At 69.9% G+C, this 21,736-nt stretch carries 18 protein-coding genes and 1 pseudogene; 6 read left to right on the top strand and 13 right to left on the bottom strand.

Features of this window, described 5'->3' with window-relative positions:
* Nucleotides 1-3 precede the first annotated feature (3 nt).
* From FB559_RS39355 to FB559_RS39340, 4 genes are all read right to left on the bottom strand, one after another.
* Nucleotides 4-306, bottom strand: a complete 303-nt coding sequence (locus tag FB559_RS39355; RefSeq protein ID WP_141962688.1) for a YrhB domain-containing protein — start codon at nt 304-306, stop codon at nt 4-6.
* Nucleotides 307-317: 11 nt separating this feature from the next.
* A complete protein-coding gene (locus tag FB559_RS39350) occupies nt 318-1,019 on the bottom strand; it encodes a toxin glutamine deamidase domain-containing protein (protein ID WP_141962687.1) in 702 nt (233 codons plus the stop codon).
* A gap of 168 nt (nt 1,020-1,187) precedes the next feature.
* Nucleotides 1,188-2,771, bottom strand: a complete 1,584-nt coding sequence (locus tag FB559_RS39345) for a glycoside hydrolase family 27 protein (RefSeq protein ID WP_141962686.1) — start codon at nt 2,769-2,771, stop codon at nt 1,188-1,190.
* Nucleotides 2,772-3,037: 266 nt separating this feature from the next.
* Nucleotides 3,038-4,039 carry an NADP-dependent oxidoreductase gene (locus FB559_RS39340; RefSeq protein ID WP_141962685.1) on the bottom strand — a complete coding sequence of 334 codons (1,002 nt, stop codon included), beginning with the start codon at nt 4,037-4,039 and terminating at the stop codon, nt 3,038-3,040.
* A gap of 155 nt (nt 4,040-4,194) precedes the next feature.
* Here FB559_RS39340 and FB559_RS39335 point away from each other — a divergent pair, with 155 nt between their 5' ends.
* The gene (locus tag FB559_RS39335) at nt 4,195-4,938 is read left to right on the top strand and encodes a hypothetical protein (protein WP_141962684.1); all 744 of its coding nucleotides are present in this window, start codon (nt 4,195-4,197) and stop codon (nt 4,936-4,938) included.
* Between the two features lie 122 nt (nt 4,939-5,060).
* On the opposite strand, the gene FB559_RS39330 is transcribed toward FB559_RS39335, so the two are convergent.
* From FB559_RS39330 to FB559_RS39310, 7 genes and pseudogenes are all read right to left on the bottom strand, one after another.
* Nucleotides 5,061-5,483, bottom strand: a complete 423-nt coding sequence (locus FB559_RS39330; RefSeq protein WP_141962683.1) for a PPOX class F420-dependent oxidoreductase — start codon at nt 5,481-5,483, stop codon at nt 5,061-5,063.
* A gap of 105 nt (nt 5,484-5,588) precedes the next feature.
* Nucleotides 5,589-5,768: pseudogene (locus tag FB559_RS39325) on the bottom strand (cupin domain-containing protein); the annotation flags it as partial.
* Nucleotides 5,769-5,968: 200 nt separating this feature from the next.
* Nucleotides 5,969-6,226 (bottom strand): hypothetical protein, encoded by a 258-nt coding sequence (locus FB559_RS39320; RefSeq protein ID WP_141962681.1) that lies wholly within the window; start codon nt 6,224-6,226, stop codon nt 5,969-5,971.
* 490 nt (nt 6,227-6,716) lie between these two features.
* Complete coding sequence (locus FB559_RS44355) at nt 6,717-6,857, bottom strand: hypothetical protein (protein WP_185792688.1); 141 nt, start codon at nt 6,855-6,857, stop codon at nt 6,717-6,719.
* A complete protein-coding gene (locus tag FB559_RS44350; protein ID WP_185792687.1) occupies nt 6,854-7,009 on the bottom strand; it encodes a hypothetical protein in 156 nt (51 codons plus the stop codon). The genes FB559_RS44355 and FB559_RS44350 overlap by 4 nt, the downstream gene beginning before the upstream one ends.
* 67 nt (nt 7,010-7,076) lie before the next feature.
* Nucleotides 7,077-10,250 (bottom strand): TIM-barrel domain-containing protein, encoded by a 3,174-nt coding sequence (locus FB559_RS39315; protein ID WP_221640663.1) that lies wholly within the window; start codon nt 10,248-10,250, stop codon nt 7,077-7,079.
* A 136-nt stretch (nt 10,251-10,386) separates the two neighbouring features.
* Nucleotides 10,387-10,788: a hypothetical protein gene (locus tag FB559_RS39310; protein WP_141962680.1), complete on the bottom strand. Its 402-nt coding sequence runs from the start codon at nt 10,786-10,788 to the stop codon at nt 10,387-10,389.
* 340 nt (nt 10,789-11,128) lie between these two features.
* Here FB559_RS39310 and FB559_RS39305 point away from each other — a divergent pair, with 340 nt between their 5' ends.
* The 4 genes from FB559_RS39305 to FB559_RS39290 all read left to right on the top strand — a co-directional run bounded on the left by FB559_RS39305 (nt 11,129) and on the right by FB559_RS39290 (nt 14,490).
* Complete coding sequence (locus tag FB559_RS39305; protein ID WP_246122902.1) at nt 11,129-11,476, top strand: YciI family protein; 348 nt, start codon at nt 11,129-11,131, stop codon at nt 11,474-11,476.
* Nucleotides 11,473-12,711 carry an RNA polymerase sigma factor gene (locus tag FB559_RS39300; RefSeq protein ID WP_141962678.1) on the top strand — a complete coding sequence of 413 codons (1,239 nt, stop codon included), beginning with the start codon at nt 11,473-11,475 and terminating at the stop codon, nt 12,709-12,711. Before FB559_RS39305 ends, FB559_RS39300 begins: the two co-directional genes overlap by 4 nt.
* Nucleotides 12,712-12,869: 158 nt before the next feature.
* Nucleotides 12,870-13,508 carry an HD domain-containing protein gene (locus FB559_RS39295; protein ID WP_141962677.1) on the top strand — a complete coding sequence of 213 codons (639 nt, stop codon included), beginning with the start codon at nt 12,870-12,872 and terminating at the stop codon, nt 13,506-13,508.
* Between the two features lie 43 nt (nt 13,509-13,551).
* Nucleotides 13,552-14,490, top strand: coding sequence for an NADP-dependent oxidoreductase (locus FB559_RS39290; protein ID WP_141962676.1), 939 nt, complete (start codon nt 13,552-13,554; stop codon nt 14,488-14,490).
* Nucleotides 14,491-14,503: 13 nt separating this feature from the next.
* Here FB559_RS39290 and FB559_RS39285 read toward each other — a convergent pair whose 3' ends face one another.
* Entirely contained in the window at nt 14,504-18,691 is a 4,188-nt protein-coding gene (locus FB559_RS39285) for an AAA domain-containing protein (protein ID WP_141962675.1), read from the bottom strand.
* Nucleotides 18,692-18,960: 269 nt separating this feature from the next.
* Between FB559_RS39285 and FB559_RS39280 the strand changes: the two genes are divergently transcribed.
* A complete protein-coding gene (locus FB559_RS39280; RefSeq protein WP_141962674.1) occupies nt 18,961-19,998 on the top strand; it encodes a phosphatidylinositol-specific phospholipase C domain-containing protein in 1,038 nt (345 codons plus the stop codon).
* A gap of 62 nt (nt 19,999-20,060) precedes the next feature.
* Here FB559_RS39280 and FB559_RS39275 read toward each other — a convergent pair whose 3' ends face one another.
* The gene (locus tag FB559_RS39275) at nt 20,061-21,617 is read right to left on the bottom strand and encodes an endonuclease/exonuclease/phosphatase family protein (protein WP_483902906.1); all 1,557 of its coding nucleotides are present in this window, start codon (nt 21,615-21,617) and stop codon (nt 20,061-20,063) included.
* Between the last annotated feature and the right edge of the window lie 119 nt (nt 21,618-21,736).

The following is a 21,736-nucleotide window of genomic DNA, read 5'->3' as shown; positions in this document are numbered from 1 at the left end:
CGGTCAGCCGTCCGTGGGCCGGAATCCAGCTGGATCCTCCTCGTACGCCTCGAGTGCGGACGCGCTCGTGTAGAAGGAGGAGAACTCGATGATTCTGCCGTCCTGACGCCGGACGAGCAGAGGTCCGTTCCCCACGAGCCCGGGCTCACCCGTCCGCAACGCCTCGGCCGTGTCGTAGACGAAAAGCCAGCCATAGGGCTTCTCCACCGTCGCCGACTCGGCGATGGCGACGGGACGGCTCTCGTGCGGGTAGACCTCACGGAGGAATTCCCGCGCGATGCGAATGGCGTCATCCCTGGTGATCACGGTTCACCTCATCAGGCTGCTCGGTAGAAGTTGTAGGTCGAAAGCTGTCCCCGAGCGGGATGGCGGGCGAACGACTTGCCCACCTGGCCGTCGAGGTACAGGATCTTGCCGTTGATGTTCGCGACGTTGTACGTGTGGCTGGGAACACCTTCGCTCGTCCGCCCCAGTCTCAGGATGATGCCCCGGGCTCCGCCGCCGAAGGACGTCAACTGTGACTCGACGACTCGCAGCTCGTCCGCGCGAAGACCCGGAAGGGCGTACAGCGAACGCTCGTCGAGCATCTGGGAGACCGATTTCGTGTTGATGGTCTCGCGGCACGGTCCCGCGACGACCGCCCTCCTGGCGAGCATGTCGTCGAGTGCCAGCGAGCACTCGAGGCAGTTGCGACCCGATCCGGTCGGGTTCACCTGGTGAAGAAGCCGATCGATGTCCCCCTGGGTCAGCCGCCGGCCACGCGCGGCGTCGAGAATGGCTGCCACCTCTCCATGGGATGCGCGGATGAGGAGGGCGTGTTCGGGGCTCGGCGGATGAATGCTGTCGGAGAACCTGGAAATGCCCGACGGCCGGAGCCGGAGGAGTAAGTCGGGCCCGGCCGCGTCCGCGCCGCCGTGGGCGGCGGCGTCTTCGGCGCCCACCCTCATCGGGTGGCTGGACCGGAAGAACGTCTTGATGGCGTCGGCGAACAAGCCCCCCGCTCGAGGAACACCGTTCACCACGATCCCCTTCCGCCCGCTCGTACTGCGGGCGCCATCTCAGAGAGCGCCCGTGTGATGTGCGGCAGAGCGGGACCGAAGGATGGACGATATCGCCTTCGGCCGTGAGGGTACCGCCGAGCCGCGCCGTACGGAGGTTCTCCAGGGGCCGGCGCGGCGTCGGCTTCCTCAGCCCAGGCGCCACTGCTGGTTGGCGCCGCCGTTGCACGTGTAGAGCTGGATCTGGGCGCCGTTGACGTTGCCCGAGGACTGGTCGCCGTGGGCCACGTCGAGGCAGAGCCCGGACTGGGTTCCCACGATGGTGCCGTCGGGCCGCAGTTCGAAGCGCTGGTTCGCGCCGCCGCTGCAGCCCCAGAGCTCGACCTTCGTCTCCGGCGTGGTCTGGTTGTTGTACGCGTCCAGGCACTGGGTGCCGCCGTAGACGCGCAGCTCACCGGCCGCGGTCGGCGTCCACCCCTGGTTGGCGCCGCCGCCGCAGTCCCACAGCTCGATCTTCGTGCCCGGCGTGGTCTGGTTGTCGTAGACGTCCAGGCACCGGTTCGCAGACGCGGCGACCAGCGGGTGGGTGGTGCCCACGCTGCTCCCACTGCCCTGCGACACCCGGTACATCACCGAACCGTGCCCGGGCACGGTCGCCGAGATCGAACCGCTGGTGCCGGTGACGACGTGCGACCAGAGGTTGTTCAGCCGGTACGACGAGGCGGAGGGCAGCCCGACCGCGGACGCCGTGGTAGAGATCGTCGCGGCGGAGCCGTTCTCGTTGAAGAGCACGACCGCGACGTCGCCGTTCGAGAGCGGCTTGGCGAGCACGTCGAGGCCGCCGGAGGAGGACACCTGGGTGCCCTGCCTGCCGAGCGAGTCCTGGTCGACCGCGATCACGTCGCGGTCGGTGTAGAGCGAGAGAGTGGCGGGCGTCGCACCGCGCAGATCCGTACCGGAGATCAGCGGCGCCGCCATCTCGGCCCACAGGCTGAACTCCGACCGGTCCTCGGTGAACGACATGCCGTTGCCGACCTCGAGCATGTCGGGGTCGTTCCACCCACCGGGACCGGCGTACTGGGCGAGCTTCACGTTGCTGTGGAAGATCGACAGCATCGATCCGTACGACGCGTTGATGTCCCCGGTCGTCCGCCAGAGGTTGCCGGTGGCCGAGCCCCAGGTCCAGACGCTGTCCTCGCCCCACTCGCAGAGGCTGTAGACGATCGGCCGGCCGGTACGCGCGAGCGCGTCGCGCATCGCGTTGTACCGCTGCTGGTAGGGCACGCCCTGGTTGTTGCAGTTGTCGTACTTCAGGTAGTCGACGCCCCAGGCGGCGAAGCTGTTCGCGTCCTGCTGCTCATGGTTGAGACTGCCCGGATATCCGGCGCAGGTCGCGGTGCCGGCGCTCTCGTAGATGCCGAGCTTGAGCCCCTTGCCGTGGACGTAGTCGGCGGTGCCCTTGATCCCGTCGGGGAACTTCGCCGGATCGGGCACGAGGTTTCCCGCGGAGTCCCGGTTGTGGGTCATCCAGCAGTCGTCGATGTTGACGTACTGGTAGCCGGCGTCCTTCATGCCGTTCGCCACCATGCGGTCGGCGGTGTCCTTGACGAGCTGCTCACTGATACCGCAGCCGAAGGCGTTCCAGTCGTTCCACCCCATCGGCGGCGTCTTGGCGAGCCCGTTCCCCAGAGCCTCCGCAGGTGACGCGGTGACGGTCGCCGCCGCCGGAGCGAACAGCGTCACCAGCGCGAGAATGACCGCAGCCTTGCGCATACCGCGCCTCCACAGGTCGCGCGTCCCGCGGCGACGAGACCCCAGGGGGTAGCCGGCATCGGACCGGCGCCTCACCGATCACGGACGCTCCCGCTGGTCGTAACATTTCAGACATATAGCGTCAACAATGATCTGACTCTGGCCATGGCAGGCCACCCGTTCGATCCATTTCGATCGACAACGAGCAGGCGTGCGGTCACGTACCGGGGTGAGGTCCGGTGTGGCCGTCCGGCGGCCACACCGGAGGCGACAGGTACGAGGCGGGGCTACAGCCGCACGATCATCTTGCCGAGGTTCTCGCCGCGCAGCATGGCGAGGAAGGCGTCCACGGCGTTGTCGATGCCGTCGACCACGGTCTCCTCGAAGGTGATCTTCCCGTCGCGGAGCCAGCCGCCCATCTCCCGTACGAAGTCGGGGTACCGGTCGTTGTGGTCGCTCACGATGAAGCCCTTGAGTGTGAGCCGCCGGCTGACGAGGAGTCCCAGGTTGCGGGGGCCCGGCGGCGGTTCGGTCGCGTTGTAGGACGAGATCGCACCGCACAGCGCGGCCCGGCCGCCCTGCCGGAGGGCGCCGATCGCGGCCTCGAGGTGGTCGCCGCCGACGTTGTCGAAGTAGACGTCGATGCCGTCCGGGGCCGCCTGGGCGAGCTGACGGCGTACCGGCCCGGACTTGTAGTTGAACGCCGCGTCGAAGCCCAGCCGGTCCGTCAGGTAGGCGACCTTCTCGTCCGAGCCCGCGCTGCCGACGACCCGTGCCGCCCCACGCTGCCTGGCGATCTGGCCGGCGATCGAGCCGACGGCGCCGGCCGCGCCGGAGACGAAGACCGTGTCGCCGTCGCGCATTCCGGCGATGTCGAGCAGCCCGACGTACGCGGTCAACGCGGTCATTCCCAGGGCGCCGAGGTATACCGAGAAGGACACCCCCTCGATCGGGGCGACCTTGCGGAACCGCTTCGCCGGCCCCTTGGCGTGCTCACGCCAGCCGGACTGGTGCAGAACGACGTCGCCTTCGGCGAGGTCGGGGGAGCGCGACTCCACGACCTCACCGACGGCCCCGCCGTACATCACCTCGTCCAGCCGGTAGGGCGGGGCGTAGGACTTCACGTCGTTCATCCGCCCGCGCATGTACGGGTCGACGGACATGAAGAGGTTGCGCACGAGCACCTCGCCGTCGCCCGGCGGAGCCAGCTCGGCCTCCACGACCGCGAAGTCCTCGGGCGTCGGCCAGCCCTGCGGGCGTGCCTTCAGATGAACCTCGCGCGTCTTCATCGGCCTGCTCCTCACGTCGACTTGTTACCGATGAGTATCACGGGCACGCCGCCGGGAGGCGAATCGGGGTCGCCCTCCGCGAGGTGGTAGTCATTCGCCGCTCGCAGCGGTCGTTTCTGTCGGCCCGGTCCGCCATGCTGGGTGGTGTGGGTCACATGACAAGAGGGCACTGGGCGGCGCTCGTCGCGGGGCTGGCGTTCATCGCCGGCGGAGTCGCCCTGGGCATCGGCCCCTACCACGACCTACGCGCGTTCGAGAAGGCGTCGTACTGCGGCGCCGAGCCGCGGGACGACTGCATCACGCAGGTGCGCATGACCGTTTTGTCGAAGTCGAGCTACACGACCGAGGACCCCGAGCCCTACCAGCCTCCACCCCAGCCTCCGCAACCTCCCCCTCCGCAGCCCCCGCTCGGCCCGTTCCGGCTGGCTCCCTCGCTGACGGGCCGGGTCCTGGCCGCCCTCCCCATGTCCCAGACCACGCACTACAAGCTGAAGGTGCGGACCGCGGACGGCAAGAGTCACACGTACGACGTCGACGGCGCCATCTACGACGCGGCGAAGGCGGGCACGACAGGCACGGCCGACGTCTGGCGTGGCCGCATCGCACGGCTCCGGATCGGCGCGCACAGCGACGAGCAGTGGTCGTACTGGTCGTTAGGCGCCGCCTGGCTGCTGTGCTGGATCGGCGTGATGCTGATCGTCGGCTGGGGCCTGCCCCTCGCCGGCGCGACGCCGATCGTCATCGGCGGCTGGTGGGCCGGCATCATCTTCATCGGCCTCAGGGATCTGTGGCGCCCCGCGGTCTGGGTCATTCCCGCGGTCCTCGCCGGCGCCGTCCTGACCGTGCGCGTGTTCATCACGGTGTCCGACAGGAGATACAGATCGGCGTTCCGGCGCTGACACCTTCGGCCGTACCGGCCGGACCCGGGTCCACGTCCTGAGCGCGGACCCGGCGACCCTGACGTACGGCTGAGGCGCCGGAAGGGTTCAGGCCGAGCGCCTCGTCGTCGATCGAACGACTTCTAGCCGAACGCCTGGTCGCTGTCGCGGAAGCCGCCCCAGCCGTGCCAGCGATCGACATCGATCCAGGCACTGACGCGGCGGCGGTCCCGTTCGGCGTACGGCTGGTCCACGTAGTGCAGGGACAGCCGGTCGATGTCGGTCAGGTCCTCGTCGTCGCGTATCTCGGCGACTTTCCCGATCAGGGTCACATGGGTGTACCAGTCGCCTTCCTGCAGGACCGTCAGCGTGACCCGAGGGTCGTCGCGCATGTGCTCGAGTCGTTTGCGGCCCTCGTCCATGTTCACCAGCACCCGGCCGTTTTCCCAGAGATACCAGGTGGCGGTGGAGACCGGCTGTCCGTCCGAACGGAGGGTGGTGATGACGGCAGGGTTCGGATTGCTCAACATGGCGATGGCGGCCTCGGGAAGCGGCGGCTTCGACATGACGTCCTCCTTCGTCGCGGATCCGTGCACCGGACCACGCCCGGCACTCAGCGGTGGATACCCGCGTTGCCGCCCTCGAGGACGGCCTCCGGCACCGCACCCGGATCAGTACCCGGGCGGGGTGACCGAGACGACGAACTCGGCCGGTTCGTCGTGCGGGTCGAGGTAGCGGTGCGGGAGCCGGGAGTCGAAGTGGCAGCTGTCGCCGGCATCGAGGGAGTACTCGTTGCCGGCGACCTCCACGACGAGCCGCCCGGCCGTCACGAGGGTGCATTCCTCGCTCGGATGGGACCTCGCCGCCGACCGCGATCACCTGGAGTGAATGTTTCACGGTGGTGAAGGGACGCTGACCAGCTCCGTTATCGGTGTCATGCCCGGTAAGGCGCCTGGCACGTGCTTCCCGTGTGCCGTCCATGCGGTGGGGCCTCGCGCCCGTACGGTGCGAGGCCCCGTCGCGTCCTGCCCTCCCGGTGTCGGATCGAGTCCTAGTCGCAGTCGTCGTCGTCATCGTCGAAGAAGAATCCGCCGCCCCAGTCGCCGCCGCCCCAGCCGCAACTGCTGCCACAGCCGCCGCCCCAGCCACCGCCGCAGCCGCCGCCACCGCAGAACAGGTGGCTCGCCACGCCCTGCGTGGGAGTCGAGACGGCGGCGCCGGCCGGGGCCGCGGCACCGAGGCCGAGTGCGGCCGCGCCCACGAAGGCGCCACCGGAGATGGTCAGGGCCAGACGCTTAGAGATATGCACGAGATTTCCCCCTTGGATGAAATGCCGATCTGATGGTGATGGCGCCCGTGGTGTTCGGGCCTGTTTGTGGCCTTATCGCCTGTTTCAAGCTGTCATACGCAGAATGCTCACATCAATACCGATATCCATGTGCGTACCGACCTTTGACTACTTCCGGACTGCTCCGAATGGCGGCTTTGTCGCACGGCGTGTGGGCAGGGGAGTCGCATGGTGTACGGGGAGCCAGGGCATGAGCGGTCCGTGGCCGGCCGGAGACGAGCGAGGTCCAGGGCCCCTGTCGCTGGTCGGAATGGGCCGGCGTGACTCGTCGTCTCCTGCGACCAAGGGAGTAAAGGAGCGACTGTCTTCCGGGCAAATCCATTCACGATCAGGCAACGGAATTTCCGTCCACACTCCCGGCGGACGCAAAGTCCGGTAACTCTCACTCGACCTGCTCTTGGTGCGCTCGCGCCGGTCGCGAAAGCCGCGTAGACGGTGATATCGAGTGCTGTCACAGACCGTTCTGGTCGAGGATCTTCATCAGGTTCCGTTTACGGCGCTGGGCGTTGCGAAGCCCGGTGACGTACGCGGTGAAGTCGCCGTCCGTGCCCAGGCGGTGGTGGCAGGCGCGTACGGACAGGAGCAGGCTCACGATCTTCCGGTAGTCGTCGTCCCCGGTGAGGTGCGTCCGGCCGTGATCTCGATGCCGGTGACCGCGTGGCGATACCCCTGCCCTCGCTCGAACGACCGCACCCCGGCCGGCTCCCGCAGGTCGCCCTCGGTGAACGGCGATACCTCCGCCATCGGTCCATCCGAGCGCAGGCGGGACGCGCTAGGGGAACGGACCGTTCGGGGGGATCCCGAGACCGGCTCAGCTGTAGCTGATGGTCGTGGCGGCCCGTACCGATCGCGTCGGCACCGTCACGGTGAGCGTGCGGCGGTTCGCGTCGTACTTCCAGCTTCCCGCCGGGGCGTTCGCCCCGTCGATCCGTACGGTCCCCGGTGCGGCGGCGTCCGTGAAGACGGCGGTCCACCGGCGGTCGGTGACCTGGCCCTTGTACGTGCCACGGACCGGCGCGATACGCAGCAGGTGGGTCTTCTCCGTGTAGCGCACCCCGGTCGTGGCCGACTTCGGGGCCGACGAGTGGCCGTCGTCCTCGTACAGGGCGTACGAGCCGTCGGCACCGCCCGCCACCGTGAGCGTCACCTTGGTCAGCGGGTTCTGTACGTCGTTGGTCACGTCGTCCGTGCGCGTGGGGACGATCCCGCCGGCCTTCACGAACACCGGCATCGCGTTCCAGTCCGTGGTGACGTCCTGCACGGACGGGCCGGTGTAGGTCCTGCCGCTGAAGTAGTCCGTCCACCGGCCCGGCGGGAACCAGACAGACGTCGCCGCCGACGTGCCGGCCGAGGTCGCCGGGGCCACCAGCACGTCCGAACCGTAGAAGTACTCACGCGACGCCGCGTCGTAGGCGCCCGGCTGGTCCGGGTACTCCAGGTACGTCGCGCGGACCGCCGGGATCCCGGTCGCCGCCGCCTCGTGCGCCAGGGTGTAGGTGTACGGCACGAGATCCTCGCGGAGGTTGAGGAACTTCTCCGCCGCCGCCTTCGCCTGGTCGCCGTACTGCCACGGCAGCCGGTCGCTGTGGTTGCCGTGCAGCCGTAGGACAGGCTGGAAGGCCCCGAGCTGCACCCACCGCACGTACAGGTCGTCGGCGAGGTGGGACGGGCCGTTGAAGCCGCCGATGTCGTGGCTCACCGCGGACAGGCCGGTCGATGCCGACTCGCCCGGCGTGTAGCCGACCTCGTAGCGCAGCGTCCCCCAGCTCGACGTCGTGTCGCCGGTGAAGTGCACGGTCGTCCGTTTGTCCGCCCAGGGGCCGGTCGGCACTCCCGCCTGGCCGCTGTAGCCGCCTGCCTGCAGCGAACCGAACGCCCGCGAGAAGGCGAAGCCGCGGCCCACGTTCTTGGCGGTGTCGTCGGTGTACTTCTGGTTGATCCACGCGTCCGGGGTCACGCCCGGCATGGACGAGTGGGAGTCGTCACAGCACCAGTCCAGCCACCAGAAGTCCGCTCCCTGCTTCTCCATCGTCTGGTGCAGGTCGAAGTAGGCCTTCAGCTGGTCCGGGTCGCTCCAGTCGAACACGTGACAGGTCTGCCCCGAAGGAGCCGAGCAGCCGCTCGCGGCCAGCTTGTTCTTGGCGGTGGCCTGGGCGGCGGCGTACTGCGGGTCGCCGCTGACGATGCTCGGATGGATGTTCAGCGTGTTGTGCAGTCCCTGCTCGGCGGCCCAGTCGAAGAAGGCCGCCGGATCGGGGAACTTCTTCGGGTCCATTTCCCAGCCGTCCCAGGAGGCCGGGGCCTTGAAGTCCGTGTCGGTCACCAGGACGTCCAGCGGCACGCCTTCGGAGCGGAACTTCGGCAGCACGGTGTTCTCGTAGTCCGCGGCGGTGAAGTCGTAGTACTCCGAGAACCACACGCCGTAGGCCCAGCGGGGCAGCAGGTTCGGCGGGCCGGTCAGCGTCGCCAGGTCGGCCAGGCCCGTCTTGTAGTCCTGCCCGTACCCGAAGAGGTAGGAGTCCTGGTACGGCTCCTGGTGCGGCCGCTGGCGTACGGCACGCTTCGCCGGGTCGTACAGCGCCGACGTGGTGTCGTCCAGCAGGTCCCAGCCGTCGCGGTACAGCAGGCCCGGTGTGGTGACGGCTCCGCTGTCCACGCCGTCGAGGCCGCGCCGGTACCCGCCGAGCGGGCTGTGCGCCGGCAGGACCGGCGACGTGGCCGAGGTGGCGGCGACCGTGTCCAGGTTGACGTGGCAGCTGTCGTCCGTCGGGCAGCCGAGCGCGACGATGTCCGAGCCCTTGGTCAGGGTCACCGGCACCATGACCGTCGCCCAGCTGTCCCAGTCGGCCGTCGGCGGCAGGGTCGCCGACACCGGCGTCCCGTCGTTCACCGCGACGGAGATCGTGCGCGCCGAGCCGCCGCCGTTCGCGTACCTGACCTGCAGGGCGTACCGGCCGTCGGCGGGGACGTTCCGCAGCGCGACGCTGTCGGTGGCGCCCGCCCGCTCCAGGCCGCCGACGAAGCCGCCGCCGGAGTAGCCGTTGTGGTCGGCGGCGAGCCGGGCGCCGCCGGTGAGCGCGCCGTCCTCGGCCTCGCAGACGCTGCCCTGGTCGCAGGGCGTCGCCGAGACCTGCGGCGCGGGGTACGGAGCGCCGGGCGGCAGGACCGCGAGGCTGTCGACGTTCACATTGCCCGAGTCGTCCGGCCCACGGGAGACGACGAGCGTGTGCGTGCCGGCCGACAGCTGCAACGGCGACGTGGCGAAGGCCCAGGTGTTCCAGTCCGCCGTCTTCGGCAGGGTCAGCGTGGACGGGGTGCCGCCGTCGACGGCGGCGCTGAGCGTACGGGTCGTGTTCTGGCCGTCCCCGCCCTGGGCGTTGGCGTAGCGGAGCCGGAGCTCGTACGTCCCGGCGGACGGCGCGTCGAGCCGGTAGGTGAGCGAGCCGCCCACGCTCTGGAAACCGGCGGCGAACCCCGGGCCGGTGTAGCCCGTGTGGTCGGTGGCGACGCTCACACCGCCCGCGAGCATGGTCTTCTCCGCCTCGCACAGGTCACCGACGGTGCAGGTGGCGGGCGCCGGCCACGAGGGATGGGCGGTGACCCCGCCCCGCAGGCGCAGTGACACGTTCTGCGCGGTGAACGGTCCGGAGCCGACCCTGTACCGCAGCGTCAGCCGCCCGGTGTCGACCGTCAGCCACCCGCCGCTCACCTTGTGCGTGAACGCGGTGTGCTGGAAGTCGTCACGCCCGATCGCGTTGAAGGTCGCGGCGTCGGTGAACTTCCCGTCGCCGGCGTACTCCATCCGGATCAACGTGGGCGAGAGCACCTCGAAGCGGGCGTCACCCGAGCGCACCGCGTGCCGGTCCGCCCGCGTGCCGGCCGGCGATGCGGCGGCGGTCTGTGGAACGGCCGCGACCAGGCCGGCCAGCACCGCGCACGCCCCGATCAGTTTGATGAGCACTGGGTACCGATCCGCGCCTGTCACGGCATGAACTCTGACAATCGGGTTGATCTATGTCAATAGATGCGCAAAGCAGGGGTTTCCGTGGGGTGCGTGAACGCCGGACAGGCGACTGCCTGCGGATATCCACCGTGGCAGACGCTGGCCCATGGGCAATCGGCTAGGCCACCTTGGTGATCTTGCATTCGATGCCTGCGGATCCAATGGGAGCTTGCGCCTCGGTGGTTCCTCCGAAGGTGGTCGTGCCGCGAACCTCGAAGGTCTGAACGCCGATCCTCTGCTGCGAGGCCGAATCCAGAACCTCGACGGTGACCGAGTAACGCGCAGCGTCGCCGGTGATCGTGCCGCTGATGGTCACCGTGCCCCGCGATCCGACGGTGTTCACCTGGCAGTCGACGCTGGTCCGGTAGTTCTTCGGGCCGAGGGACGGGGTACTCCCTCCCGGCACACCGATCAAGAAGAGCGCGGTGACCAGTCCCAGGAACCCCAGCACGCCCAGGGCGACGATCGGGCGAGTCTTCCGCCTGGGGCGCGGAGGCGAGCCGTACTCATCGCCGGCCATGGTCCACTCGTGAGTCGGCATCCCTGTCCCCGTAACCCTGATCGATCCTGCAAGGCGAAATCCGAGCAGGTCAGTCTATATCTCGGTGAGTGTGACTTGATCTTGTCCGGGGTGGCTACATGATCTCCGGTGCCGGTGCGTCGTGGCGGCTCTGATCGATTCGTCGCCCTGCACGTACAGTCGTACGAGGCGCAGGATCCCGTGAGCGTGGCCCGAACGGGCCTGAAGAAATCCTCTGGCGGGCTGTCGATTCGCGGCCCCACCATTCGTCATCTCGATGTGCCGCACCGCGGGCACGCACGAAGACGACAGATGAGATGAGGAGATCACCGTGAAGTACATGCTGCTGATCATCGGTAGCCAGGACTCCGATCCGCTGACGGCCGAGGCCGACCAGGGCCTCATGGAGGCGTTCATGGGCTATCACAAGGCCGTCTGTGACGCCGGCGTCATGGTCGACAGCAACGTGCTGGACTCCTTCGAGACCGCCACCTCCGTCCAGGTGGGCAGGACCGGGGACCGCATCATCACCGACGGACCCTTCGCCGAAACCCGGGAGTACCTCGGCGGGTACTACATCCTCGACCTTCCCGATCTCGATACGGCGATCGACTGGGCTGCCCGTTGCCCCGGGGCACGGGCCTGGCGCGTCGAGGTACGCCCGATCCAGGACTTCGGCCTGTCATGACCGGCAGACGAGCGGCCGGCTCCGTCGAGGCGGTGTTCCGGGAGGAGCGGGGTCGGCTGCTCGGCATGCTCGTGCGCCAGTTCGGCGACCTCGACCTCGCAGAGGACGTCACATCCGACGCGATCGAGGCCGCGCTGGAGCGCTGGCCCGTCGACGGTGTGCCGTCGGCACCTGTGGCCTGGTTGCTCACGACCGCGCGGCGCAAGGCCGTGGACCGGTTGCGGCGGGACAAGGCCTACGCGGCCCGGCTCGCGATCATGCACGTCGAGGCGCAGCATCTCGTCCCGGCGGTACCCGAGTGGGAGACCGGCGACGTCCCCGACGAACGGCTGCGCCTGCTTTTCACCTGCTGCCATCCCGCGCTGTCGATCGAGGCCCAGATCGCGCTGACGCTGCGGTGCCTTGCGGGGCTGTCCGCCTCGGAGGTGGCGCGGGCCTTTCTGGTGCCGGAGGCCACGATGGCGCAGCGGATCGTACGGGCCAAGCGCAAGATCTCGAGCGCGCGAATCCCGTTCCGCGTGCCCGAGGCCGACGAGCTGGCCGGGCGCCTGACCGGCGTGCTGCGTGTCATCTACCTGATCTTCACCGAGGGCTACACGGCCAGCGTGGGCGAGGACCTGGTGCGTGCCGATCTCACCGACGAGGCGATCCGGCTCACCCGGATCCTGCACCGGCTGCTGCCCGCCGAACCCGAGGTGAGCGGGCTGCTCGCTCTGCTGCTGCTGGTCGACGCCCGCCGCGCGGCCCGCGTCGACGCGGAGGGAGAGCTCGTCTCGCTCGAGGACCAGGACCGCGGGCGATGGAACGCCGACCACATCGCCGAGGGACGCGACCTGGTCGTCACCGCCCTGTGCGGGCCCCGCTCCGGGCCGTACGCGATCCAGGCGGCGATCGCGGCCATCCACGCCGAGGCGCCCGACGTCGCCACGACCGACTGGCCGCAGATCGTGGCCCTCTACGACGTGCTGGCACGAGTGTCCCCGTCGCCAGTGGTCGAGCTCAACCGGGCGGTGGCCGTCGCGATGCGCGACGGCCCGCAGGCCGGTCTCACAGCACTGGACGCGCTGGACGGACACGCACTGCGGGACTATTACCTCCTCCCGGCGGCACGGGCGGATCTCCTGCGCAAACTCGGCCGGACCGCAGAGGCGGCAACGGCCTATCGGAACGCGCTCGAACTCGTCGGGAACGAGCGCGAACGGGCCTTCCTGCACAAAAAGCTGGCCGACCTCTGATCACGAACGCTCAGGTCCCGCAGACCCCTGGTCCAGACCGCCTCAGCGCTCGACGACGGCTATGTCCCCGGTGGCCGCATCGGCTAGGTGTGCCGAACGGCGCTCAGCGGGCAGCATGGAAGTCGGACACACGATCCACTTCCCGGAAGTCAGAGGCCATGCCAGAGGTCATCGCGGGGCTGGAGGTTCCTGAGACGGCGGCGGTCGCCGAGGCGACCAGGTTCATCCAGGAGACGACCAGCCCTCTCATCTACCACCACTCCCGGCGGGTTTTCTTTTTCGGCCTGATCCACGCTCACAGGCTCGGCGTGCGACCCGACCCGGAGCTGCTCTACCTGGCGGCCATGTTCCACGACAGCGGCCTCCTGACTCCCTTTTCCGATGCCGAGCAGCGCTTCGAGGTCGACGGCGCCGACCACGCGCGCAGGTTCCTCCTGGACCGGGGTTTCCCGGCGGCCGCGGCCGAGACCGTCTGGACGGCGATCGCGCTGCACACCACGCCGGGCGTCCCCGGCCGGATGGCCCCGGAGATCGCGACCACGCACCTCGGCGTCCTGACCGACGTGGTCGGCTTCGGCCTGGACGGTCTGGAACACGAGCTGCTGGACGAGATCCTCGCCGTCCACCCGCGAGGGGACTTCAAGAACGCGTTCCTGCGCGCCTACGTCGACGGGCTCAAGGACCGCCCCGAGACCACGAACGGCACCGTGAACTCCGACGTGCTCGAACACTTCATCCCCGGCTTCCGGCGCACGACGACGGTCGAGCGCATCGTCGGCTCACCCTGGCCGAGCTGACCCTCGTAGGGCCACGCGATGATGTCCCTGAGAGGATTCGAGCATGCGAGCGATCACCGTACGAGACCGTGACGCGGGTGTCGGCGGCCTCACCCTGACGGACATGCCCTACCCCCACGCCGCGGAGAACGACGTCATCGTGCGCGTGCACGCCGCGGGCTTCACCCCCGGAGAGCTCGACTGGCCGGCGACGTGGACCGATCGCGCCGGCCGCGACCGTACACCCAGCATCCCCGGGCACGAGCTGTCCGGAGCCGTGGTCGAGCTCGGCTACGGAACCACCGGCCTCACCGTGGGCCAGCGGGTGTTCGGACTGGCCGACTGGACCCGCAACGGATCCCTGGCCGAGTACACCGCGGTGGAGGCGCGCAACCTCGCACCCCTCGCGGCCGACATCGACCACACGGTCGCCGCCGCGCTGCCCATCTCCGGACTGACCGCGTGGCAGGGACTTTTCGACCACGCCCACCTGACGACCGGCCAGACCGTCCTCATTCACGGCGCCGCGGGCGGTGTCGGCTCGATCGCCGTCCAGCTCGCGCGGGAGGCAGGCGCCCGCGTGATCGGCACCGGCCGAGCCGACGACCGCGACGTCGCGCTCGGCCTCGGCGCGCAGACCTTCCTCGACCTGGACGCCGAAGATCTGCGGGACGCCGGCGAGGTGGACGTGGTCTTCGACGTCATCGGCGGCGCCATCCTCGAGCGATCGGCCGAGCTCGTACGGCCGGGCGGCACCCTCGTCACCATCGCCATGCCACCCACGGTGCGACCCAAGGACGGGCGAGCCGTCTTCTTCGTCGTCGAACCCGACCGCGCCCGGCTGATCGACCTCGCCGAGCGCGTCCGGGCCGGACGGCTCAAAACCATCGTCGGCGCCGTGCGACCACTCTCCGAGACGGCCTCCGCGTTCGCCCGCCACCGCCGCACGTCCGGGAAGACGATCATCCAGGTCGCGGACGAACAGGCGGCGCGGCAGCCCTGAGCAGGCCAAGGCGTCAGGGCACGATGCCCAGCTCGTCGAGCAGCGGCCACAGGGTCGCCATCGCCGACTCGGGGTCGCGGTAGAAGGCGCTGCCGCGGACGCGCCAGAAGCGCCAGCCGAGGCGTTCGAGGACCAGCTGGCGGCGTAGGTCGTGCTCCCACTGGTCCGGGCCGTGGTACTTGTCGCCGTCGCACTCGACGGCGAGTTTGCGGCCGCCGCCGCGTACGACCAGGTCGATGCGCAGGCTGCCCACCGGATGCTGGGGAGTCACCCGGTAGCCGCGCGCCAGCAGCAGGCGCAGGACGCGGCGTTCGAAGTCGGACTCGCAGCGGGACTCCAGGTCGCGGGCCAGGTCAGGGGAGCGCTGCCCGTCCGCGGCGTACCTGATCAGTTTGGCGCGCTGGTCCTCCGGGTGGAGCTCATCGGGCCGGACGCTGTGGAAGACCCACATCTGGTCGCGGGCGCGGCTGGCCGCGACGTTCGTCCGCTGTTCGTACAGCCGCGACGTGGCAGCGCTGCGTGCGTCGTCCGCCACGACGCTGATGAAGACGACGTCGCGTTCGTCGCCCTGGAAGCTGTACGCGTCGCCGCACCGAAGCCGGCGCGCCTCGTACTCCTCCGGGCCCAGCTTGTGCAGCAGCGCGGCGTCGATGTGGGCCGCCTGCCGGCTGGTGCCCAGCATCGAGATCACGCCCATCGAACGGCCCTCGTACGCGGGGTCGGCGCAGCACTGGACCAGCTGGTCGACCAGGGCACGGGCCTCCGCCTCGTTGACGTTGCCGATCGCCAGGTCCTGGCGCACGCCGTCCGGGACGTACACCGCGCGTACGACGGGGCCCGGCAGCCGTGAGGTCTCCTCGCGCAGCGGCTGGATCTCGCCGGCGTAGTAGTGCTGGGAGGAGAACTCGATGATCTGCGGCAGGCAGCGGAAGTGCTCGCGCAGGCGTACGACCCCGGGGAACAGCCGGGCCGACGCGTCGTACAGGCTCGACTCCAGGTCCAGCAGCAGCGCGTGCGGGAAGTCGCCCAGGTGCGTGCGGATGAGCTCGTCGACCCGGTCGCGTTCGGTGCCGATCGCGGACGGGCTGATCTGCTTGTCGTCGCCCACCACGACGATCTTGGCGCCGAGTCCCAGCAGGCCGAGCGCGAACGTGTCGCACTGGCTGCTCTCGTCGACGATCACGACGTCGAACGGCGGCGCCACCGAAGGGTCGAACGACTCCACGACCCGGTAGTACGGCATGATCCAGACGGGCACCGCGCCCATGGCGTGCGGCATCAGGCGCTGGGCCTCGGCGCGCCACTTGTTCGCCGCGGCGCCGGTGCCCTTGCCGATCTTGCGGAGCGTCTGGAGCCAGCCGACCAGCGCCTGCCGCTGGGTGTGGTCCAGGTTGTGCTTCATCGCGAGCCAGGCCGACCGGCGGGTCAGCTCCAGCGTGAGCCGCCGCTGCTCCTCCTGCGCGCCGTCGAGCCGCCGCTGCACCTCGGCGACGTCGTCGTCCCCGATGACGCCCGAAAGCCAGGTCTCGGCCTGCCGCCACCGCCACAGCAGGTCCAGACGGGCCGGGTCGCCGCACCGGAGCGGGTCGCCGCCGCTCTCGCGGACCAGCTCCGCCCACCGCGGCGCCACCGCCCCGAGCCGGTCGTACAGCGCGGCGAGGCGTACGACCTCCGGGCGCAGCGCGCCCAGCCGCGCCGCGCGCGCCACCGCGGCGTCCCAGCGCTCCCAGTCCGAGGTGGTGAGCGCGTCGAGCAGGTCGCCCCACAGCGAGCTCGCCTCGGGCCGCGCGCGTGCCGAGGACAGCCACTCGCCGAGGCGGGTCAGATCGGTCTGCAGCGCGCGCTGACGCTGCCGGGCGCGCAGACCGTCCAGGACGCCCGCGAGCCCGTGCAGGTCATCGGCCGAGGGACCGGCGGGGGCGTGGACCACGTACGCGACGCGCTCGCGCAGCCGCGGCCACCCGGCGGTCTCCCATCGCACGGCGTCGGCGATCTGCTGGGCCCGCTCGTCGATCCAGATCTCCACGGCCGCGATGCCCGGGGGTACGGGCGGCGCCGACAGCGCCGCCACGAACTCGTCGGCCCACAGCTGGGCGAGCGCCTCGCGGAGCCTCCGCAGGCGTACGTGCGCGGCGATCTTGTCGACGTCCTCCACGGTCTGCGGCGGCTCGCCGTCGACGCTCACCTCCCGTACGAACTGCGCGAGGTCGCGGTTGACGAGTGAGGAGACCTTCTTGTTCTCGGCGTAGCGACGGCCGAGCTGGTCGAGCAGCCCGAGCGTCTCGCGGTACGTGCGGCCGGGCACCTCGACACGGGAGCCGGCGATCGTGGCGCGCAGCAGTGCGCACTGATGGGAGTCCTGGCGCAGCCGCTCGGTGTGGCCGCCCCACAGGTCGAGCCACTGCCGGTCCTGGACGACCTGCGCGCGCAGCCGGACCAGCCAGTCGTCCTCCAGACCGGCCAGGTGTGCGGCGGCGCGGCCGGTGTCGTCGGCCAGACGGCCCAGCTCCGCGTCGCCGATCTCGTCGATCCGCGCGAGGTCGTGGCCCGCCAGGACGCCCGCGAGGCGCCGTACCTCCTCGGCGTCCCGTGCGAGGCGTTCGGCGGACGGGAGGTCGCCCGCGGACGGAAGATCGGGGGTGCAGGCGATCGTGTCGTCCGCGCCGATCCGGTGGATCAGGGAGAACAGCTCCGCGAGCTCGGCGGCGGTCAGCGGGCAGGCCGTCTCGGGCGTGAGGGTGTCGGGGATCCGGCCCAGGGCGTCCTGGTGCTGGACCAGCCAGTCGGCGACCTCGGCGGCGCGGCGCGGATGACCGGCGATCTCCAGGACCTCCTGTTCGCGTTCGAGCCCGTGCCGGAGGCGTTTGCGCAGCAGCAGCACCTCGGCCTCTACCTCGTCGAGGCGGGTACGGAGCGCCGCGACCGCTCGTGTCTCCTGTTCCTCGTCCACGCCGTCGGCCGCCGACGTGATGGCCTGTACGGACCGCTGCAGCTCGGTGAGGTGGGCCGAGGAGGAGCCGAGCACGGCGAGGGAGAGGTCGCGCAGGTCGGCCGGGATCTTGTCGCGGAGCACGGTCAGCGCCTGGTCCTTGTGCGCGGTGACCAGCACACGCTTGCCGTGGGCCACCAGATGGGACACCAGGTTCGCGATCGTGTGGCTCTTTCCGGTGCCGGGCGGGCCCTGTACGGTGACGCCGCTGTGCGTGGCGAGTTTGCGGACGATCTGTTCCTGCTCGGCATTGGCGGCCAGCGGAAGCAGGAACCGGTCGGCGACCGGCGCCCAGTCCTCGGCGTCCCGTCCGGCGGTCTCGCCGCCCGCGAGCGCGACCATCGGCGCCGGCAGCGTCGCCCGGTCCGCCATCGACAGCTTCAGCTGCTCGAAGAACCGTCCGAACATCACGCGACGTCTGCGGACCACCAGCCGCCAGGTGTCCGCGATGACCGGCGCGTCGGAGGTCTCGGGCAGCTCCGGGCCCTCGTCGAGCCGGTCGTCCAGCCCCAGGGGTGCCACGATCCTTCGGTAGAGCGCACGTGCCTCCTCCGCCCAGACGTCGACGGGCTCGGCCGCCAGCTCCTCGCCGATGCGGCCGAGCCGGCCGAGGTCGGGCACACCGAGCCCCTGCAGGCAGTCGAGCTCCAGCGCGGGCAGGCCGTCCGGGACGACTGAGAGGTCCCCGGACTCGTCGTCGAACGTGACGCGCACGCGGCTGATCAGCAGCGGATGGCAGATCTGCCGACCGGCGAAGCTCCACCCGAGAACGCCGTGTCCCCACACCAGCTCGTGGGTCGCCTCGTCGTTGCGCATCCGCTGCCGGAGCCGGAACAGCGTCTCGTACAGGCGCCGCGCGGCGGCCGCGGGCCGCGCGTCATTCGCCCAGGGCTCCCAGACCTCGGCCAGCCAGGCGGCGAGCGCGGGATCCTCGGGCCGCGGCGCGGCGAACGGATCGTCGAGGGTCACATCACTCAGGAGCGGTGCCAGGGCGTCCGGTACGGCCGGGGGCAGAGGCTTTGGCGTCTTGCCCACCCGGAGCCATGCCTGCCCGGCGGCGGCGCCGAGCCGTACGGAGGGATGGGACGGCACCTCGGACGGCGCGACCGGCACCTCGTAGTCCCCGACATGCCGGACGGGCTTCGCGTGGACCTCCTGGGCGAGCGCGCTCAGGTAGTCGTGCAGATGGCCGATCCGCTCACGGGTGTTCATGTCGTCCATCATGGGCACCCCGTCCGCCGGATCCACGCCTTCTCACAGATCTGACGTGCCGGCGCGCCCATCGGTGCGACCCGAGGCCCTCCGGGTTCGCCGCACGGCGCTCTCGGCTCTTACAGAAACCTGTCCGCCGCATCCTGACCGCTGTCAACAATCGATAGCCAATCGTTCATCCGGGAGTTCTTCCTCTTCCCAGGCCCGGCGGTTTAGCGTCCCGGTGCGTGAATCAACCCCGCGATTCACCACTGGCTTCTGGAGGCTCCATGCTGTCCAACCGTGTTCGCCTGTGCGCGGTGACCGCCGCCGCGCTGGCGGTACCCGCGCTGTCCGTCACCCAGACGCGGCCGGCCGCCGCGGACGCCACATCCGTGGCCCAGTCCAGCGTCGTGGGCCTCCACAACGCCTACGTCAAGGCCGACTTCCCGTACCTGGCCCAGGGCCTCGACACCGGCGCGTCCATGATCGAGCTGGACGCCTGGGACGACATCTTCACCCGCGAATGGAAGGTCAGCCACGACAAGCCGACCAGCAATGACAACAACTGCGTCAACGCGTCCAGCCCTTCCGACATCTACACGGGCAGCGCCAACAAGGACCTCGGGTCCTGTCTCGACGACATCAAGTACTGGCTCACCGCGCACCCCACGCAGGGCCCGATCTTTGTCAAGGTGGAGCTGAAGGCCGGCTTCCAGAACAATTACGGGATGGGCCCCGCCGGGTTCGACGCGGAGGTGAACGCCCACCTCGGGAACACCCTGTACAGGCCCGCCGACCTGCTCGGCGGCCACGCGACCCTCGACGAGGCCGCCAAGGCGAACGCCTGGCCGAGCCGTTCGGCGCTGGCCGGCAAGGTCATCCTGTACGTCATCCCCGGCACGGTCGAGCTGGGCAACCCGACCGACAGGCTGCACACCGACGTGGAGTACGCGACCTACCTGAAGAACCTCAAGGCCGCCGGCAACATCGCCACCGCCACGACGTTCCCGGCCGTACTCGGCGCGACCGGCGGCGACCCGCGCACGCAGTACGCCGACACGAGCATCCGGCCGTGGTTCGTTCTCTTCGACGGCGACGCCGCCTCTTATGTGAGCGGCGTCGACACCTCCTTCTACGACACCAACCACTACCTGCTCACCATGACCGACGCGCACAACGTGCCACCGGCTCTCAGCGACACGAACCCGTCGGTGGCGGACGCCAAGGACCGGGTGGCCCAGCTTGCCAAGGCCCACGCGAGCATCGTGTCGTGCGACTGGTTCGCCCTGCCGTCCGTGATGTCGCAGGTGCTGCCCCGAGGCTGACGTACGGCCTTCGCGACGGCGGCGGGCGGGAGGAGCTCCCGCCCGCCGCCGTACGCCGTGGGTTACGGGGTCATCCGGAGCACCTGTGGGTCGTGGTCGCTCGTCTGGTCGGTGTACTCGGCGTTGATGTGGATCACCTGGTACCGCACGCCGCGTACGGCCGGGGTCACCAGGATGTGGTCGAGCACCTCGGAGAGGCCGTCGAACACGTAGGTGTACTGCTCGTTGCGCGGGAGCGTGCTGATCAGGTCGGTCAGGATCGGCCTGCCGTGCCCGCCGGCGTTCCCGGTCCGCAGCGTCGCGAGCGCCGGGCTGAACTGGTAGTCGTTCAGGTCGCCGAGCACGACGACATCGGCCTTCTTGTCCACCTTCTGGATCCGCTGGACGAAGTCGTGGACCTCCTTGGCCTGGCCCGCGCGCTGCACCGCCGACGACTGGGCGGGGTACTGGAAGCGGCCGTCCGCGTTCTGGTCACCGAGCTTGGAGTCGAAGTGGTTCGCGATGACGAACACCGGCTTGTTCCGGAACCGGAACTCGCCCGCGAGCGGCTTGCGGCTGGCGTTCCACACCGTGCTCGCCGGGTCGATCCGTCCCGGGGACAGGGTGAGAGCGGGCTTCCCGTGGAGCTTCTCGACCGACGTCGGGGTGGTGGAGCGGTCGACCGACGACGACCCGCGGTCCACGAACGACACCCGTGCCGGGTTGAACAGGTAGACGACCCGGATGTTGCCGCCGGGCTGTCCGCCGTCCTGGTCGTTGACCGGGTCGATCTCACGCCAGTCGTACTTCGGGCCGCCCGCCGCGACGATCGCCGCGGTCAGCTTGGTCAGCGTCTGGTCGGCCGCGACCACGCCGTCGTCGGTGGCGCCGGTGTTGTCCTGCACCTCCTCGACCGCCACGATGTCGGGCTTGGCCAGGTTGGTGACGACGCCCTGCGCGAGCTTGGTGTACTTGTCGGCGGGGTCGCCGGGCGCGAGGTTCTCCACGTTGTACGTCGCCACCGCGAGCTGCTTGCGGTCCTGCGGCGTGGCGACGACGGGCGGCAGGTTCCTGTGCTTGACGGTGCCGACCTGCGTCGCGGCGATCGTGTAACCGCCGAACTGGGAGTAGTCGACCGGGCCGGCCGTCGCGCCGGTGAACACGTCGCCGACCGAGACGCCGGGGTCGCTGCCGTCCGCGGTGGTGACCTCGATGCGGCCGGAGGGTACGGCGTTCTCCGCGAGCAGCTCGGTGCCACCGCGGTAGGAGGGGTTCTGCGCCGGCTTCGTCGTGACGTACTGCTCACCGAAGTCGTTGGACGGGCCGACCGCGCGGGCGTCGTCGACCTGCACCCGCATGCCCTCCCGTGACTCCCAGAAGTCCAGGGCCGAGCGTGCCGGGGTGATCGGCGTGGACTCGATGTCGGTGCCCCCGAGGTCCGGGGCGTACTTGCCGGGAACCGTGGTCGGCGTGAGGACCTCGGCATCCGGCAGTGCGTTGCCGTGGGAGAGCACGCTGACGACCGGGCTGTTCAGCTCGGTCACCGACAGGTTGGAGGTGTTCTCCACCGTGTCGCCGCTCGACAGCGGATAGAAGTCCTTGACCGTGCCCGAGACCAGGACGGAGTCGCCCACCGCCACGCCCGGCGAGGAGCTGAAGACGAACAGGCCCTCGCTGGTGGCCGGGTTCGTGTCCGGGGCCGGGTCCTGGATCCAGTACCCCCGGCTGCTGCCCGCAGGCCGGATGGCCGTGACGATCC

The sequence above is a fragment of the Actinoallomurus bryophytorum genome, from assembly GCF_006716425.1.
Lineage (GTDB): Bacteria > Actinomycetota > Actinomycetes > Streptosporangiales > Streptosporangiaceae > Actinoallomurus > Actinoallomurus bryophytorum.
Note: the sequence above shows the minus strand (reverse complement) of the source record. Positions and strands in the feature narration are given on the sequence as shown.

Coding starts and splice junctions, on each gene's coding strand:
- FB559_RS39345 (WP_141962686.1), bottom strand. CDS start 2,771: ATGCGCAAGGCTGCGGTCATTCTCGCGCTGGTGACGCTGTTCGCTCCG.
- FB559_RS39340 (WP_141962685.1), bottom strand. CDS start 4,039: ATGAAGACGCGCGAGGTTCATCTGAAGGCACGCCCGCAGGGCTGGCCG.
- FB559_RS39335 (WP_141962684.1), top strand. CDS start 4,195: ATGACAAGAGGGCACTGGGCGGCGCTCGTCGCGGGGCTGGCGTTCATC.
- FB559_RS39330 (WP_141962683.1), bottom strand. CDS start 5,483: ATGTCGAAGCCGCCGCTTCCCGAGGCCGCCATCGCCATGTTGAGCAAT.
- FB559_RS44350 (WP_185792687.1), bottom strand. CDS start 7,009: ATGGCGGAGGTATCGCCGTTCACCGAGGGCGACCTGCGGGAGCCGGCC.
- FB559_RS39310 (WP_141962680.1), bottom strand. CDS start 10,788: ATGGCCGGCGATGAGTACGGCTCGCCTCCGCGCCCCAGGCGGAAGACT.
- FB559_RS39305 (WP_246122902.1), top strand. CDS start 11,129: ATGCTGCTGATCATCGGTAGCCAGGACTCCGATCCGCTGACGGCCGAG.
- FB559_RS39300 (WP_141962678.1), top strand. CDS start 11,473: ATGACCGGCAGACGAGCGGCCGGCTCCGTCGAGGCGGTGTTCCGGGAG.
- FB559_RS39295 (WP_141962677.1), top strand. CDS start 12,870: ATGCCAGAGGTCATCGCGGGGCTGGAGGTTCCTGAGACGGCGGCGGTC.
- FB559_RS39290 (WP_141962676.1), top strand. CDS start 13,552: ATGCGAGCGATCACCGTACGAGACCGTGACGCGGGTGTCGGCGGCCTC.
- FB559_RS39285 (WP_141962675.1), bottom strand. CDS start 18,691: ATGAACACCCGTGAGCGGATCGGCCATCTGCACGACTACCTGAGCGCG.
- FB559_RS39280 (WP_141962674.1), top strand. CDS start 18,961: ATGCTGTCCAACCGTGTTCGCCTGTGCGCGGTGACCGCCGCCGCGCTG.